Annotated in this window: 8 protein-coding genes, 1 tRNA gene, 3 rRNA genes and 1 other RNA gene; 12 read left to right on the top strand and 1 reads right to left on the bottom strand. The window is 39.2% G+C overall.

Annotated elements, in window-relative coordinates; all coding sequences use genetic code 11:
• The first annotated feature begins 29 nt into the window (after window positions 1–29).
• From Mjas_RS03390 to Mjas_RS03360, 7 genes are all read left to right on the top strand, one after another.
• On the top strand, window positions 30–1,046 hold the full coding sequence (locus Mjas_RS03390; RefSeq protein WP_421078365.1) for a potassium channel family protein: 1,017 nt from the start codon (window positions 30–32) through the stop codon (window positions 1,044–1,046).
• A gap of 254 nt (window positions 1,047–1,300) precedes the next feature.
• Window positions 1,301–2,769 (top strand): 16S ribosomal RNA (locus Mjas_RS03385).
• Window positions 2,770–2,818: 49 nt separating this feature from the next.
• Window positions 2,819–2,891, top strand: a tRNA-Ala gene (locus Mjas_RS03380).
• Between the two features lie 94 nt (window positions 2,892–2,985).
• Window positions 2,986–5,965 (top strand): 23S ribosomal RNA (locus tag Mjas_RS03375).
• A 52-nt stretch (window positions 5,966–6,017) separates the two neighbouring features.
• Window positions 6,018–6,132: ribosomal RNA gene (rrf, locus tag Mjas_RS03370) — 5S ribosomal RNA — on the top strand.
• The 16S, 23S and 5S rRNA genes sit together here with 1 tRNA gene alongside, the layout of an rRNA operon.
• A gap of 66 nt (window positions 6,133–6,198) precedes the next feature.
• An RNA gene (gene rnpB / locus Mjas_RS03365) (RNase P RNA component) lies at window positions 6,199–6,437 on the top strand.
• A gap of 118 nt (window positions 6,438–6,555) precedes the next feature.
• Entirely contained in the window at window positions 6,556–11,487 is a 4,932-nt protein-coding gene (locus tag Mjas_RS03360; protein ID WP_421078364.1) for a DNA-directed DNA polymerase II large subunit, read from the top strand.
• A 42-nt stretch (window positions 11,488–11,529) separates the two neighbouring features.
• On the opposite strand, the gene Mjas_RS03355 is transcribed toward Mjas_RS03360, so the two are convergent.
• Complete coding sequence (locus Mjas_RS03355) at window positions 11,530–12,648, bottom strand: AAA family ATPase (RefSeq protein ID WP_421078363.1); 1,119 nt, start codon at window positions 12,646–12,648, stop codon at window positions 11,530–11,532.
• A 205-nt stretch (window positions 12,649–12,853) separates the two neighbouring features.
• Here Mjas_RS03355 and Mjas_RS03350 point away from each other — a divergent pair, with 205 nt between their 5' ends.
• From Mjas_RS03350 to Mjas_RS03330, 5 genes are all read left to right on the top strand, one after another.
• A complete protein-coding gene (locus Mjas_RS03350; protein WP_421078362.1) occupies window positions 12,854–13,693 on the top strand; it encodes an SDH family Clp fold serine proteinase in 840 nt (279 codons plus the stop codon).
• The gene (locus tag Mjas_RS03345; protein WP_421078361.1) at window positions 13,671–14,000 is read left to right on the top strand and encodes a DUF192 domain-containing protein; all 330 of its coding nucleotides are present in this window, start codon (window positions 13,671–13,673) and stop codon (window positions 13,998–14,000) included. The genes Mjas_RS03350 and Mjas_RS03345 overlap by 23 nt, the downstream gene beginning before the upstream one ends.
• Window positions 14,001–14,081: 81 nt before the next feature.
• Window positions 14,082–14,834 carry a methanogenesis marker protein Mmp4/MtxX gene (gene mtxX / locus Mjas_RS03340; protein ID WP_421078360.1) on the top strand — a complete coding sequence of 251 codons (753 nt, stop codon included), beginning with the start codon at window positions 14,082–14,084 and terminating at the stop codon, window positions 14,832–14,834.
• Between the two features lie 81 nt (window positions 14,835–14,915).
• On the top strand, window positions 14,916–15,674 hold the full coding sequence (uppS, locus tag Mjas_RS03335) for a polyprenyl diphosphate synthase (RefSeq protein ID WP_421078564.1): 759 nt from the start codon (window positions 14,916–14,918) through the stop codon (window positions 15,672–15,674).
• 13 nt (window positions 15,675–15,687) lie between these two features.
• Window positions 15,688–16,209 (top strand): hypothetical protein, encoded by a 522-nt coding sequence (locus Mjas_RS03330; protein WP_421078359.1) that lies wholly within the window; start codon window positions 15,688–15,690, stop codon window positions 16,207–16,209.
• Window positions 16,210–16,220: the final 11 nt, after the last annotated feature.

Genomic DNA, 16,220 nt, shown 5'->3' with positions numbered 1-16,220 from the left:
TTGGATTTATATGTATTATATGTGGTAAGATGGAAGTTATAGATAGGATAAAACTAAGTATAGGTGTAATGGGAGTTGCGATTGTAATCTATTCAATAGTTATGATGAATATAGAAGGATTAAGGCCATTGGATGCACTGTATTTTTCAATAGTCACTATTTCAACAGTAGGTTATGGAGATTATGTGCCAAAGACAGAACTGGGGAAACTCATTTCAGCCATGTATATATTATTTGGCGTCGGCATAGGATTGTATGCCTTGGGAAATATTGCTGAATTTTTTATAGGCGGTTATTTTAAAAAAACAAATCAGATGAGAAACATGGATAAAAGAATAAAATATTTAAAAAATCATTATATTATCTGCGGATATGGTAGAAGTGGAAAAGTTGTTGCAGATAAACTTGAAAAATCTGGAGCAAAATATGTTGTCATAGATAATAATGCGGAACTTTTGGAAAATGAGCTCGAAGATAATCCGAATTTTAATTATATTGTGGGTGATGCCACCCTTGATGATACATTATTAAAGGCAAGGATAAAAGAAGCAAAAGGCCTGATTTCAACAGTTTCAAGAGACTCTGATAATGTATATATCACCTTATCTGCAAAAAGACTTAATCCAAATCTTTATATTATTGCAAAAGCCGATGAAAGAGTGGCCATGGACAAGCTCTTAATTGCAGGGGCAGATAGGGTAGTTTCTCCTTATGTTATAGGGGGTTTAAGGATGGCGGAACTTGCATTAAAGCCAGATATACTTGATTTTGTATCTACTTTTATGTCCATAGCTAAATATGAATATGATGAAGATTTAGAGATAAGAAAGATAAAGATTGAAGAAGGCTCTCGACTGGCAGGTAAGAGTTTATCTGAAACGAGAATAAGGCAGGAAAGTGGAGCTACTATAATAGGTATTAAAAAAGACAACGAGTTGATAACAAATCCACCGCCCAATATTATAATCTCCTCTAATGATGTGCTTTATGCGTTTGGAACTACGGAACAACTTGATAATCTGGAAAAGATTGTAAAGAATAAGTGATTTTTTTATTTTTTTATTGTTATTGTTAATTTTTTGAAGGATTATTTTTGCATATATATAATATTGTTCCAAACCTAAAAACAATACATCATCCAAACCACCATCATATTATGCAGTCAATGATAGCCTGAGAGAAAAGGAGCTCAGGTTTGATGTAAGCCCGCAACCAAGTGATACTTAGTAACGACCGAGTCAATTCCAAAAACTTTTTGACCGACTCCAAAGAGTATTTGCTAAGCTATGCTTAGCAAATAATTCCGGTTGATCCCGCCGGAGGCCACTGCTATTGGGGTTCGACTAAGCCATGCGAGTCTATGGACTTCGGTCCATGGCGGACGGCTCAGTAACACGTGGCTAACCTACCCTCAGGTGGGGGATAACCTTGGGAAACTGAGGATAATACCCCATAGGGGAAGAGGTCTGGAATGATCCTTCCCTGAAAGGACATCCGCCTGAGGATGGGGCTGCGTCCGATTAGGTAGTTGGTGGGGTAATGGCCCACCAAGCCTACGATCGGTACGGGCCTTGAGAGAGGAAGCCCGGAGATGGGGACTGAGACACGGCCCCAGGCCCTACGGGGCGCAGCAGGCGCGAAACCTCCACAATGCACGAAAGTGCGATGGGGGGACCCCAAGTGCCTATGCACAGCATAGGCTTTTCCCAAGTGTAAACAGCTTGGGGAATAAGGGCTGGGCAAGTCCGGTGCCAGCAGCCGCGGTAACACCGGCGGCCCGAGTGGTGGCCACTCTTATTGGGCCTAAAGCGTCCGTAGCCGGTCCAGTAAGTCCCTGTTTAAATCCTACGGCTTAACCGTAGGGCTGGCAGGGATACTGCTGGACTTGGGACCGGGAGAGGACGAGGGTACTCCAGGGGTAGCGGTGAAATGCGTTGATCCCTGGAGGACCACCTATGGCGAAGGCACTCGTCTGGAACGGGTCCGACGGTGAGGGACGAAAGCCAGGGGCGCGAACCGGATTAGATACCCGGGTAGTCCTGGCCGTAAACTCTGCGGACTAGGTGTCACCTGGGCCTTGGGCCCAGGTGGTGCCGAAGGGAAGCCATTAAGTCCGCCGCCTGGGGAGTACGGTCGCAAGACTGAAACTTAAAGGAATTGGCGGGGGAGCACCACAACGGGTGGAGCCTGCGGTTTAATTGGATTCAACGCCGGGCATCTCACCAGGGGCGACAGCATGATGACGGTCAGGTTGACGACCTTACCTGAAGCGCTGAGAGGTGGTGCATGGCCATCGTCAGCTCGTACCGCGAGGCGTCCTGTTAAGTCAGGTAACGAGCGAGACCCGTGCCCTATGTTGCGACTTCTTCCTCCGGGGAGAAGGCACTCATAGGGGACCGCTGGTGTTAAACCAGAGGAAGGAGCGGGCAACGATAGGTCCGCATGCCCCGAATCCCCTGGGCTACACGCGGGCTACAATGGTTGGGACAATGGGATGCGACCCTGAAAGGGGAAGCAAATCTCCTAAACCCAATCGTAGTTCGGATCGTGGGCTGTAACTCGCCCACGTGAAGCTGGAATCCGTAGTAATCGCAGTTCAACATACTGCGGTGAATGTGTCCCTGCTCCTTGCACACACCGCCCGTCACACCACCCGAGTTGGGTTGAGGTGAGGCCCTAGCCTTTGGCTAGGGTCGAACCTGGGCTCAGCAAGGGGGGTGAAGTCGTAACAAGGTAGCCGTAGGGGAACCTGCGGCTGGATCACCTCCTAAGAAAAAAAGGTCGTTACTAAGCACTAAATGGTTGCGGGCTGAGGATTGGGCCCGTAGCTCAGTTGGGAGAGCGCCGCCCTTGCAAGGCGGAGGCCGTGGGTTCAAATCCCGCCGGGTCCATAACGAGGTTCATAATCCTCACGGGTTATGAACTGAAACCTGATTTAAGATGATGGTTGTGCATAAGCCCCTATATCTGGTGATATCCAAGTATCCCATATATCCATTATCCTATCTGGGGGATGGCTTGGCTTGGAACGCCGATGAAGGACGTGGTAAGCTGCGATAAGCCCATGCGAGGCGCATACAGCCGTGGAACATGGGATTTCCGAATGGGACTTCCTGCCCTTTTGGGCGGTCCGTAAGGATCGGGAACGCGGGGGATTGAAGCATCTTAGTACCCGCAGGAAAAGAAACCAATAGGGATTCCGTTAGTAGGGGCGACTGAACGCGGAACAGGGCAAACTGAATCCCGCAAGGGAGATGTGGTGTTGTAGGGCCCTCTTCAAAACTCAGGAAGGGATGCCGAAGTTGCCTGGAACGGCACACCATAGAGGGTGAAAGTCCCGTAGGTATAACCAACCTGGGTTTGAGGTGTCCCTGAGTACCGTGCGTTGGATATCGCGCGGGAATTTGGGAGGCATCGACTTCCAACCCTAAATACGTTCCAAGACCGATAGCGTACTAGTACCGTGAGGGAAAGCTGAAAAGCACCCTTAATCGGGTGTGAAAAGAGCCTGAAACCAGATAGGGATAGTATGGCATGGCCCCAAAGGCAACTGTTCCGAAGGAACCCCTTGCAAAAGGGTAGTACGAGGAGCAGAGTCCAGGGTTGTGCCGTCCGTTTCGAAAAACGGGCCGGGGAGTGTATGGTTGTGGCGAGCCTAAGACCTTAAAGGTCGGAGGCGTAGGGAAACCGACAAGTCCGCAGGCTTTGCCGAGGGACGGGGTCTTAAGGGCCCGGAGTCACAGCCATACGACCCGAAACCGGGCGATCTAGGCCGGGGCAAGGTGAAGTCCCTCATCAGAGGGATGGAGGCCTGCAGAGGTGTTGCCGTTCGAAGCACTCTTCTGACCTCGGTCTAGGGGTGAAAGGCCAATCGAGCCCGGAGATAGCTGGTTCCCCCCGAAGTAACCCTAAGGTTAGCCGGAGGTTAGGTAGACGGCAGGGTAGAGCACTGATAGGGTGGTTAGGGGGCGAAAGCCCTCGCCATTCTGTCAAACTCCGAACCTGTCGTCGCCGCAGCCTCTGAGTAAGGGCATACGGGTAAGCTGTATGTCCGAGACGGGAATAGCCGCGACTCAGGTTAAGGTCCCTAAGTGCCGGTTAAGTGTGAACACGAAGGGCGTCCTTGGCCTAAGACAGCAGGGAGGTTGGCTTAGAAGCAGCCATCCTTAAAAGAGTGCGTAACAGCTCACCTGTCGAGGTCAGGGGCCCCGAAAATGGACGGGGCTAAATCGGCCACCGAGACCTGAGGGCACCGAAAGGTGATCCGGTAGGGGGGCGTTCTGCGAGGGCAGAAGCTTGGCTGTGAAGTCAGGTGGACCTCGTAGAAATGAAGATCCCGGTAGTAGTAACAGCATAAGTGGGGTGAGAATCCCCACCGCCGAAGGGGCAAGGGTTCCACAGCAATGTTCGTCAGCTGTGGGTAAGCCGGTCCTAACTTCCGAGGTAACTCCTTTGGAAGGAAAGGGAAACAGGTTAATATTCCTGTGCCATCTAAATACACGCGGCAACGCAAGGCCAGTTTCTGACGCTTCAGGGTAGGCCAACTACCTTTGTCTGGGTAGTCAAGTGTATAAGTCCGGGGAGAGTTGTAATAACGAGAACCGGATGAAAGCACGATGAGCTGTCCGTTAGGATGGTTTGGCTGAGCTCTGGAGCCCGTGAAAAGGGAACTGGCATGGATTTTAGATGACCGTACCCAGAACCGACACAGGTGCCCCTAGGTGAGTATCCTAAGGCGTATCGGATGAATCCAGTCGAGGGAAGTCGGCAAAATGGCCCCGTAACTTCGGGAGAAGGGGTGCCAGCGACCTTACTTATATGTGGGGTTGCTGGTCGCAGTGACCAGGGAGGTCCGACTGTTTAATACAAACATAGGTCTTAGCTAGTCTGAAAAGATGTGTACTAAGGCCGACGCCTGCCCAGTGCTGGTACGTGAACCCCGGGTACAACCGGGCGAAGCGCCAGTAAACGGCGGGGGTAACTATAACCCTCTTAAGGTAGCGAAATTCCTTGTCGGGTAAGTTCCGACCTGCATGAATGGCGTAACGAGACCTCCACTGTCCCCGACTGGAATCCGGTGAACCTACCATTCCGGTGCAAAGGCCGGAGACCTCCAGTGGGAAGCGAAGACCCCGTGGAGCTTTACTGCAGCCTGCCGTTGGGGCATGGTTGTGGGTGTACAGTGTAGGTGGGAGCCGTCGAAACCTCCTCGCCAGGGGAGGTGGAGGCAACCATGGGACACCACCCTCCCATGACCATGTCCCTCACCCCAAGTAGGGGGACACCGGTAGGTGGGCAGTTTGGCTGGGGCGGTACCCTCCTAAAAATGCATCAGGAGGGCCCAAAGGTCGGCTCAGGCGGGTCAGGACTCCGCTGTTGAGTGTAAGGGCAAAAGCCGGCCTGACTTGGTTGCCCAAAATACGCAACCAAGAGGCGAAAGCCGGGCCTAACGAACCCCTGTGCCTTACCGATGGGGGCCAGGGATGACAGAAAAGCTACCCCGGGGATAACAGAGTTGTCGCGGGCAAGAGCCCATATCGACCCCGCGGCTTGCTACCTCGATGTCGGTTTTTCCCATCCTGGATCTGCAGCAGGATCCAAGGGTGGGGCTGTTCGCCCATTAAAGGGGATCATGAGCTGGGTTTAGACCGTCGTGAGACAGGTTGGTTGCTATCTGCTGGAGGTGTTGGCTGCCTGAGGGAAAGGTGGTTCTAGTACGAGAGGAACGAACCGCCGGTGCCTCTAGTCTATCGGTTGTCCGACAGGGCATTGCCGAGCAGCCACGCACCAAGGGATAAGGGCTGAAAGCATCTAAGCCCGAAACCCATCCTGAAAACAGGCAGCCAGTCCCTTCGGGGACGAGGGCTCCCGTAGAAGACGGGTTTGATAGGCTAGGGATGTAAGCACCAAGGGTTCGCCCGAGGTGTTTAGTTCGCTAGTACTAACCGCCCGAGGGATATTTGGGATACTTGGACACTTAAAGATATAGGGGCTTATGCCCGCTTTATTTTTTCTGGCATAACGGTCATAGCGGAGGTGCCACATCCGATCCCGTTCCGATCTCGGAAATTAAGCCCTCCAGCGATACCCTAAGTACTGCCTTTCGGTGGGAACAGGGTGACGCCGTTAGCCATTTTTTTATCCAATATAGTTTCGAGTTTTCGAGTGTAATGTAATTTTACAATATATTAACTATGGGCAAGAGGACTGGCGACTCCCATTTAGGAGGAAGCTCCGCCCACCCATTATGTGCATAATATCCTGAGAAGGATTGAATGGTGTATAGAAACGACACGGCCTTGAAACAGATGACTATGATATGAAAATTGAGGAGTTTCAAGGAGCCGGTGAAACGAGGCCATTCTGCACGGGTGCAAGCATTTAGCGCTTAGCTGAATGTCGCCGAAATTACAGAAGGCGGGCTATAGTCCTCATGCCCATATTTTTTACAAATATATATTTATATATTTAGATATACTTAATACTTACTTTAATATTTATATTTGATGGACATATTATTTTACTAAATCTACAATTTTATAATATGGTGAAGATATGTTTCATGTGAGCTCCTCTAAGAATATGGAATCTTATTTTAAAAATATTTTAGAGAATGTTAAGGAAATTTACAATATTGCGGAAGAGTGTAGAAAAAAAGGATATGATGTATCTGATTTTGTAGAAATTCCACTTGCGAAGGATATGGCAGATAGAGTTGAAGGGCTTGTAGGTCCAAAAGGAGTGTCTGAGAGAATTAGGGAGTTAGTTTCTGAGCTCGGTAAAGAACCTGCTGCATTGGAGATTGCAAAAGAAATAGTTGAGGGAAAATTTGGAAACAGTGGAAATAGGGAAGAACTGGCGGAACAGGCTGTAAGAACAGCCTTAGCAATAATCACAGAAGGAATTGTGGCAGCTCCCCTTGAAGGTATTGCCCATGTTAAAATAAAAAAGAACAAGGATGGAAGTGAGTATTTAGCAATATATTTTGCAGGACCAATTAGAAGTGCAGGAGGGACAGCTCAGGCACTAGCCGTTCTTGTTGGTGATTATGTCCGAAAAAACATGGGATTAAATAGATATTTACCTAATGATGATGAAATAGAAAGATATGTAGAAGAGGTTGATTTATATCAATCAGAAGTAGGTAGCTTTCAGTATTCTCCAAAAGCTGAGGAAATAAGAACAGCAGTAAAAAATATATCAATAGAAATTACAGGGGAAGCCACAGACGATGTTGAAGTCAGCGGACATAGGGATTTAGATAGAGTAGAAACTAATCAGATAAGAGGGGGAGCTCTCCTTGCACTTGTTGAAGGTGTGCTTTTAAAAGCTCCAAAAATTTTAAGGCACGTTGATAAACTTGGAATTGAAGGATGGGATTGGTTAAAGGAGTTAAAGGGCAAAAAAGATGAAAAAGGAAATGAAAACGAAAAGGAAAACTTAGACGATGAAGTCAATGAAGTGGATGATGAAGAATTTGAAGAATATAGTAAATTATACGACGATGTTGAAATCGAAGCAATTACAAAGTTTATAGGGGAAGTAATTGCGGGAAGACCAGTTTTTGCCCATCCTTCAAAAGCAGGGGGGTTTAGATTAAGGTATGGGAGAAGCAGAAATACAGGATTTGCAACGGATGGATTCCATCCTGCACTTATGTATTTGGTAGATGACTTTATGGCTATTGGAACTCAGTTAAAAACTGAAAGACCGGGAAAGGCAACATGTGTTGTCCCAGTAGATAGCATAGAACCGCCTATTGTGAAATTAAAAAATGGAAATGTAATAAAAATAGACACAATTGAAAAGGCATTGGAATATAGGGACTCTGTGGAAGAGATACTATTCTTAGGAGATATTTTAGTTAATTTTGGAGATTTCCTTGAAAACAACCACTCAATACTTCCAAGCAGTTGGTGCGAGGAGTGGTATGAAAAAATACTAATTTCAAAGAATATATGTTATAAAAAGGAATTTATAAATAATCCAAGCCATAAAGAAGCTGTAAAATTTGCAATAGAAACTGAAACGCCACTACATCCAAGATATACTTACTACTGGCATGATGTATCAAAGGAAGACATATTGTTGCTTAGACACTATCTATTGAATGGATACTATGATGAAGAAAATGACGCATGGTTAATCCCATACAATCCAAAGTATGAGGAAAATACAAAGGCAAAGAGAGTTTTGGAGTTAATAGGATGCTGTCATAATGTATTGAATAAGGAAGAAAATAATAATATCAATAAATATATATCAATAGATGAATATTATCCGTTGTTATACTCATTAGGATACGATGTTGAAAAAAATCAAGATTTAATAAAGGATATAACGGAAATATATAATAAATCAAAAAATGCCATGCACTTTATAAATTTACTATCACCATTTGAGATTAAAAGAAATGCCTATGTTTATGTGGGAGCTCGTATGGGGCGACCTGAAAAAGCTGCTGCAAGAAAAATGAAGCCGCCAGTAAATGGTCTTTTCCCAATAGGAAATGCAGGTAACGTTGTTAGATTAATAAATAAAGCAGTAGAGGAAGGAAAAACTGATACAGTAGAGGTATATTCTGGAAAATGCCCAAAATGTGGAAAAATAAGTTTATATAACAAATGTCCATTTTGTGGAGCTCATGTGGAATTATCGGGACCCAATAGGATAGAGCTCCCGTTAAAGGATTATTGGTATAAGGCATTAGAAAATCTAAAAATAAATAAACCGGGCGATGTAAAGTGCATTAAAGGTATGACTTCAAAGGATAAAATAGTTGAACCACTTGAAAAGGGTATATTAAGGGCAATGAATGATGTATTTGTGTTTAAGGATGGAACCCTTAGGTTTGACTGCACAGATGTGCCTATTACTCATTTTAAACCTTGTGAAATAAATGTTTCCATTGAAAAATTGAAGGAATTAGGATATGATAAAGATATATACGGTAATCCTATAACTGATGAAAATCAAGTGATAGAATTAAAAGTGCAGGATGTAATCATTCCAAATTCTTGTGCAGAGTATTTTGTAAATGCAACGAAGTTTATTGATGATTTACTTGAAAAATTCTATAAAACAGACAGATTTTACAATGTAAAGAATAAAGAGGACTTAATAGGACATTTAGTAATAGGAATGGCTCCGCACACTTCTGCGGGAATGGTAGGTAGAATTATTGGATATTGTAAGGCAAATGTTGGATATGCTCACCCATATTTCCACGCATCAAAGAGAAGAAACTGCTTCCCACCAAATACAAGTATATTGGTAAATATCAATGGGGAAGTAAAAAGAATTACAATTGAGGAGCTCTACAATTTATATGACAATGAGTATTATGAAAATATGGCATATATTAAAAATAAACCAAAAAATAATCTAAATATTAAGGTTTATTCCTTCGACACATTAAATAAAAAAATGGTTTTAACGGATATTGAGGAAGTTTTAAAAATACCATCTCCAAATCATCTTATAAATATAGAGCTCGACACAGGAAGAAGTTTTGAAACCACGCCAGACCATCCAGTAATGATATATGATGAAAAAGAGGATAAATTTATAAAAAAGAATGCAATGGATATTGAAGAAAACGACTTAATGTTAATTCCAAAATTGGATTTTGAGGAAGAGGATATCGAATATATTGATTTGTTGGCGGAGCTCTCAAAGGAAGAATATAAACATATATGGGAGCTCATAAGAATTAGAGGAATAGCTGATTGGATAAAAAATAATATTCCAAAGGACTGTTTAAAAGAAAGGGATGAAAAGGGAAAAGGAAAACTGATTAAAAATATCACCAAATATATAAAACAAGACACAATACCATTGAATTTACTGTTAAAAATATTAAAAAATGCAGAATTAGATATATCTGATATTCCAAAGGATGTATTTATTGCAGTAAGACGGGACAAGGTAAATATAAAAAGAATTATTAAAATCGAACCGTTATTAAAAATAATTGGCTATTATTTAGCAGAGGGCTACATAAGAAAGACCAATAGCGTTTATCAAATAAACTTCTCAAATTACGATGAGGAAGTAAATAAAGACCTTAAAGATGCATTAAATGAGGCATTTGGAGATGGGTTTGGAATATATGAAAAAGACGGAAAAATAACCGTTGGTTCAAGAATAATATATTTGCTATTCACTGAGATATTGAAGACAGGAACAAATGCACACAATAAAAGAGTGCCTTCATTTATATTCAAACTTCCAAAGGAAAAGGTTAAATTGATGCTTTCAACATACTTCACAGGGGATGGAACAGCATTAAAAACTACGCCAAGAGTAAGCGTATATAGTGTAAATAAGGAATTGCTATTCGATGTTGATACTCTATTAAATGCAAAGTATGGAATTAGAACATACATTACAGTTGATAAAAATGCAAATGAAAGAAATGGAATTGTAAAAAAATATCATGACAATAGAGGGACAAGAGCTCCTATATCAAAGATTTATGCATTAAATATAACTTCAATATTTTATCATATGTTCTTTAAGGAAATTGGATTTACATCTTCTAAAAAGCAGAATGTGTATGAACTCCATAAACACCGACGAACAATATATTCCAATGATTGCAGTTATGGATGGATAGTGAGAGTTAGAAATAAAACCATCGTTAAGGCAGAGGATGAATTTGTATATTCGCTAAATGCAAAGAAGTATCACAATATAGTTATAAATTCAAATATTCAAACATACCAATGTGATGGGGACGAAGACGGTATATTCTTGCTTTTAGACGCATTTCTAAACTTCTCCAAACGATTTTTGCCAGATAAAAGAGGGGGGCAAATGGATGCACCTCTTGTATTAACCACACTTCTTGACCCAAAAGAAGTTGATGGAGAAGTTCATAACATGGATACAGTTTGGGAGTATCCATTGGAATTCTACGAAAAAACACTTGAAATGCCATCTCCTAAGGAGGTTAAACAGCTAATAGAAACCGTTGAGGATAGGTTGGGCACGCCATCCCAATATGAAGGTATTGGATATACCCATGAAACTTCAAGTGTTGATGTTGGACCATTAGTTTGTGCATATAAAACATTAGGTTCCATGCTTGAAAAAACAGAGGCTCAATTGGCTGTTGCGAAAAAAATAAGGGCAACTGATGAAAGAGACGTTGCTGAAAAGGTAATTCAATCTCATTTCGTCCCTGATTTAATTGGAAATTTAAGAGCATTTTCAAGGCAGGGGGTAAGATGTAAATGTGGTGCAAAATTCAGAAGAATACCATTAAAAGGAACATGTCCAAAATGTGGTAGTAAATTGATATTAACAGTTTCAAAGGGAGCTGTGGAAAAATATATGGAGGTTTCTCAGAAAATGGCTGAAAAATACAACGCAAGTGATTACATAAAACAGAGATTGGAATTAATTAAAGAAGGGATAGATAATTTATTTGAAAATGATAAGAATAAGCAGGTAAAAATAGAAGATTTCTTTAAAATGGGATAAGTATTATTTTTATTTTTTATATCTTATTATTTTTATATTTTATTATCCATATAGATTTAAAGGCATTTCTCTCTTATTTCCATGTAATTTATTCAATGCATCATCTAAATCTTTTTCTTCAATGACTCCTCTGTCCTCTAATATCGCCTTGTGAAGTGCAGGTTTTAAGAATTTTTCTTTTATATCCCTTCCACTCATACCTTTTGTTTTTTCAACATATTTCTTCAAGTTTGCCTTAACTTTTATGGGCATCTTTTCTGTGTAGAGCTCCATAATTTTCAACCTGTCATCATCATTTGGGAGCTCGAATTTTATCTCTTCTTCAAATCTACTCCTTATAGCATTGTCAAGCATTTCAGGGTTGTTTGTGGCTGCAATTGTTACAATTCCTTCATTATCGTGTATTCCATCGAGCTCAGTTAATAGTGCATTTACAACCTCTGAGACATCACCCCTTAATGATTGATACTGCCTACTAAGTGCTATGGCATCGAGCTCATCTATAAATATAATACATGGTCTATCATTTAATGCTTTATTGTATAGGTCTTGAATTTGCTTTGAACCATCGCCCACATGTTCCCCTATGAGCTCCGTTGCCTTTATTAGATAAAGTGGAACATATGTTTCAGTTGCAAGAGCTCTTGCTAGAAGTGTTTTCCCGGTTCCAGGGGGTCCGTAAAATAATACATTTTTCGGTGCCCATTCTCCAAATAGTTCTGGACATTCGAGATATTTTATAATTATTTTACATTTTTTCTTTGCATTTTCCTGACCTATTACTTCGTCAAATCTTGCTTTTTTAAATTCTTTGCTGTTGTGGGTTCTCGCTGTTTTTAATTTAAACAAAGTGTCTCGCGTGATAATACCTCCTTCTTTGGGGTATGTCGAGATTACTTTAAATGCATAATCAGGAATAATTGTGTTATCGAATAAATAATCTCCTTCTTTTACACTCTCGCCTTCCCACTGCTCTCTCGCATATACGTTGAATAATTTTGGGTCGTCAATAGTGATTTTTAAGTTCTCGCTATTTATTTTAATGGGAAATCCCGCAGGTTCTATAATAACATATTTTAAAGCCATAACGTCATCAGATAATTTTGAAGGTTCTGATAATAATGGCTTTATTTTGATGGTGTTTATATTTATTCTGTTCATTAGAACACCTCAATTTTGTAATAATGTATGATGATAATGAATATTATGTGTATATAATATATACATAAGTAGTGTATATATTTATGTGCTCTGTATTTATAGGTAATTGTTAAATATATATTATTGATTTAATAAATATAAAGGTTAATAAATATAAAATATATTTTGATGCGTATAATAATCATTAATATCATGTGGTGTAATTATGGACCCATCAAGTCTTTTTTGGATATTTTTTATATTTTTATTCATGTATCCACAATTCATGTTTAGACTGAAATTATTACAAAGGTATAATTGTATCAAAGAATTGGAAAAGGAGAGAAAAGCTAGAGTAATAGTAATGATACATAGGCAGGAGCAACTGGCTCTTTTTGGAATACCCCTATATAGATTTATAAATATAGAAGATAGTGAAGAGGTTTTGAGGGCAATCAGAATGACGCCCGAAGACATGCCTATTGATTTAATACTTCACACACCGGGTGGTTTGGTTCTTGCCAGTGAGCAGATAGCCATGGCATTAAAGGAACATAAGGCAAAAACAACCGTAATAATACCACACTATGCAATGAGCGGAGGTAGTTTAATATCCCTGGCGGTAGATGAGATTATAATGGATAAGAATGCAGTAATGGGTCCAGTAGACCCGCAAATAGGGCAGTATCCTGCGGCATCTATATTAAATGCAGCAAATACCAAGTATATCGATGAGCTCGACGATGAAACATTAATACTTGCAGATATTTCCAAAAAGGCAATAAATCAGGTAAAAGAATTTGTATATGATTTATTAAAGGATAAAATGCCTGATGAAAAAGCAAAAGAGCTTGCAGAAACACTTTCAACAGGTAAATGGACTCATGATTATCCATTAACTGTTAAAAAGTTGAGGGAATTGGGAATATCAGTAAATACAGAGGTTCCAAATAAGGTTTATAGACTGTTTGATTTATATAAGCAACCGGTGAGCCAAAGACCATCTGTTCAATACATACCGACCCCTTATAAAAAGGTAGATTATGTTAAAGGTAAAATTAAATAATAAACTATATCGTTTGAGTATTGCAGATAATTTTGTAAAAAGAGCCTTTGGTTTGATGTTTAAAGATATAGGGCATAATGAGGGGCTTATATTTTATTATAATAAAAGAAAGCTCCATATACACACATTTTTTATGAAATATCCAATAGATGTTATTTTTCTATGGGATAATAAAGTTGTGGATATTGTTAAGAATTTAAAACCATGGAAAACCTATAAATCAAATGTTTATTCAAATGCAATGATTGAAGTGAAGAGCTGTAATTTGGATTTAAAGGTAGGAGATAAGTTGGATATAAAAAATTAAAATAAAATAATAAAATTAAAATAATTCTAAATTATCCTTTTAACTACAAATTGAATAATTAAATTATATATTAGGGAAACTATGAAATATTTGATGGGAATTGGCAAAACCAATGAGGAGGAAATTTTAAAGGCATACAATAAATTGATAGATGAAAATATAAAAGTCGAATTAATAGATGACCCGCAGGAGCTCGTAGAATTAACTGTAAAAAAGAAAGTGCATGGGTCCATAAGAGGCACGCTGTCATCTTCTGATGTTATACCATATTTAAAAGAACATATTGGAAAATTTTATAGGGCATCGATTTTAAAAAACCCATTTACAAATGATTATTTTTTACTTTCTCCTGTTGGCATTGACGAAGTAGATGATAATAATAGTTTTAATGATAAAATAAATATAATAGAATATGCAATAAATTTTTTAAATGCTAATGCTAATATTAATACTAACACTAAAAATCCGAAAATCGGAATTTTATCGGCGGGAAGACTTTCAGATTACGGTAGAAGTGAAAAAATCAGCAGTTCAATAGATGAATGTGAAAATATTGTTAAATGTATCAATAATAAATATAATAATTTGGTAATAGAACATAAGGGCATATTAATAGAGGAATATCTAAAAGATGGATGCAATATAATTGTAGCTCCTGATGGAATCTCTGGGAACTTAATTTTTAGATGTTTGGGATTAATCTGCGGTACTGAAGGATGCGGTGCAGTGGTCTTAAATAAAAACAATATAAAATTTATAGATACCAGTAGAAATGGAACTTGGGATAGATATTATAATGCAATAAAATTTTTAACTGGAAATATTAGAATTTGAATTTAAATAACTTTAATTTAAAGATTTAAAGATTTGGTGGTGAATTTGTTTTTCATTAAAATTTACGATTTTTTTAATAATATGGGGATATTTAAATTTTACGAGAAAATGCTTGAGAAGGAAATTAATAAAAAAAATATCCCAAAACACATAGGGGTTATAATGGATGGCAACAGGCGAATGGCAAAAATGCTGGGGGATAAACCTACAAGGGGTCATTACATTGGTGCAAAAAAGGTCAGGGAGTTTATACGATGGTGTGTAGATTTAAATATAAAAATAATAACATTGTATTCATTTTCGCTGGAAAATTTTAATAGACCAAAGGATGAAGTTGATGAATTGATGGATTTGTTTGAAAAGGAATTTAGGAAAATTGCAGATGATAATGATATTCATAAATATAAAATACGCATAAAAGCCATAGGTAGAATAGAGCTCCTACCAGAAAGAGTTAGGGAAGCAATAAATTATGCGGAAAATAAAACAAAGGATTATGATAATTATTTTGTAAATGTTGCAATTGCCTATGGAGGTCAGCAGGAGCTCGTGGATGCTATAAAAAAGATTGGGCAGAAGATAAAAAATAATGAGATGGATGTTGAAGATATAACTATGGAAACCATATCTAAACATTTATATACGTCCCATTTGCCATATCCAAACCCTGATTTAATAATAAGGACTTCTGGTGAGGAAAGAATAAGTAATTTTTTAATATGGCAATCGAGCTATTCTGAACTTTATTTTTGTGAAACATACTGGCCTAAATTTAGAAAAATAGATTTTTTAAGGTCTATTAGAGATTATCAAAGGAGAAAAAGAAGATTTGGAAAGTGAATACTGGGATACTATGGGAAATTATAAGACAAATAAACTGTTGGTATTATTTTCAATTTTTTCAATGGTGTGTTTATCTGCCTGTTTAGATTTTAATAATATGATGAATATTAAAAATATTCAGAATACCAACACCAACACTGAAATGGGAGATTATAACACATATAAACGCAATTTGGAACATTTTAGCAATAATTCTACAACTAATGTAAATAATACAAATGTTAAAACAAAACTTCCCATCTCTATTGAATATGATATAGTAGAATATGGAAAATATGGGAAGCAAGATAAAGAATATTATTATAATTATATTGATAAATGCAAAAATAAAACCATTATAGCAATATATGGTGGAAAAAAACCCATTGATTATAACATTGAAATAACAAAGATAGTTAAAAATAGCAATAATAGTATAATGGTCTATATAAATAAAAGTATTCAGAATAATAATACCATACTAATTACATCCCCCTATATAATTGTAGAAGTAAATGGTATATTTGAAAATATTAAGTATATAGATAACTGATTTATTATTTT

The sequence above is a fragment of the Methanothermococcus jasoni genome (genome assembly GCF_049075655.1).
GTDB lineage: Archaea > AGJL01 > Methanococci > Methanococcales > Methanococcaceae > Methanofervidicoccus.
This window is presented reverse-complemented; position numbering and strand designations above follow the sequence as displayed.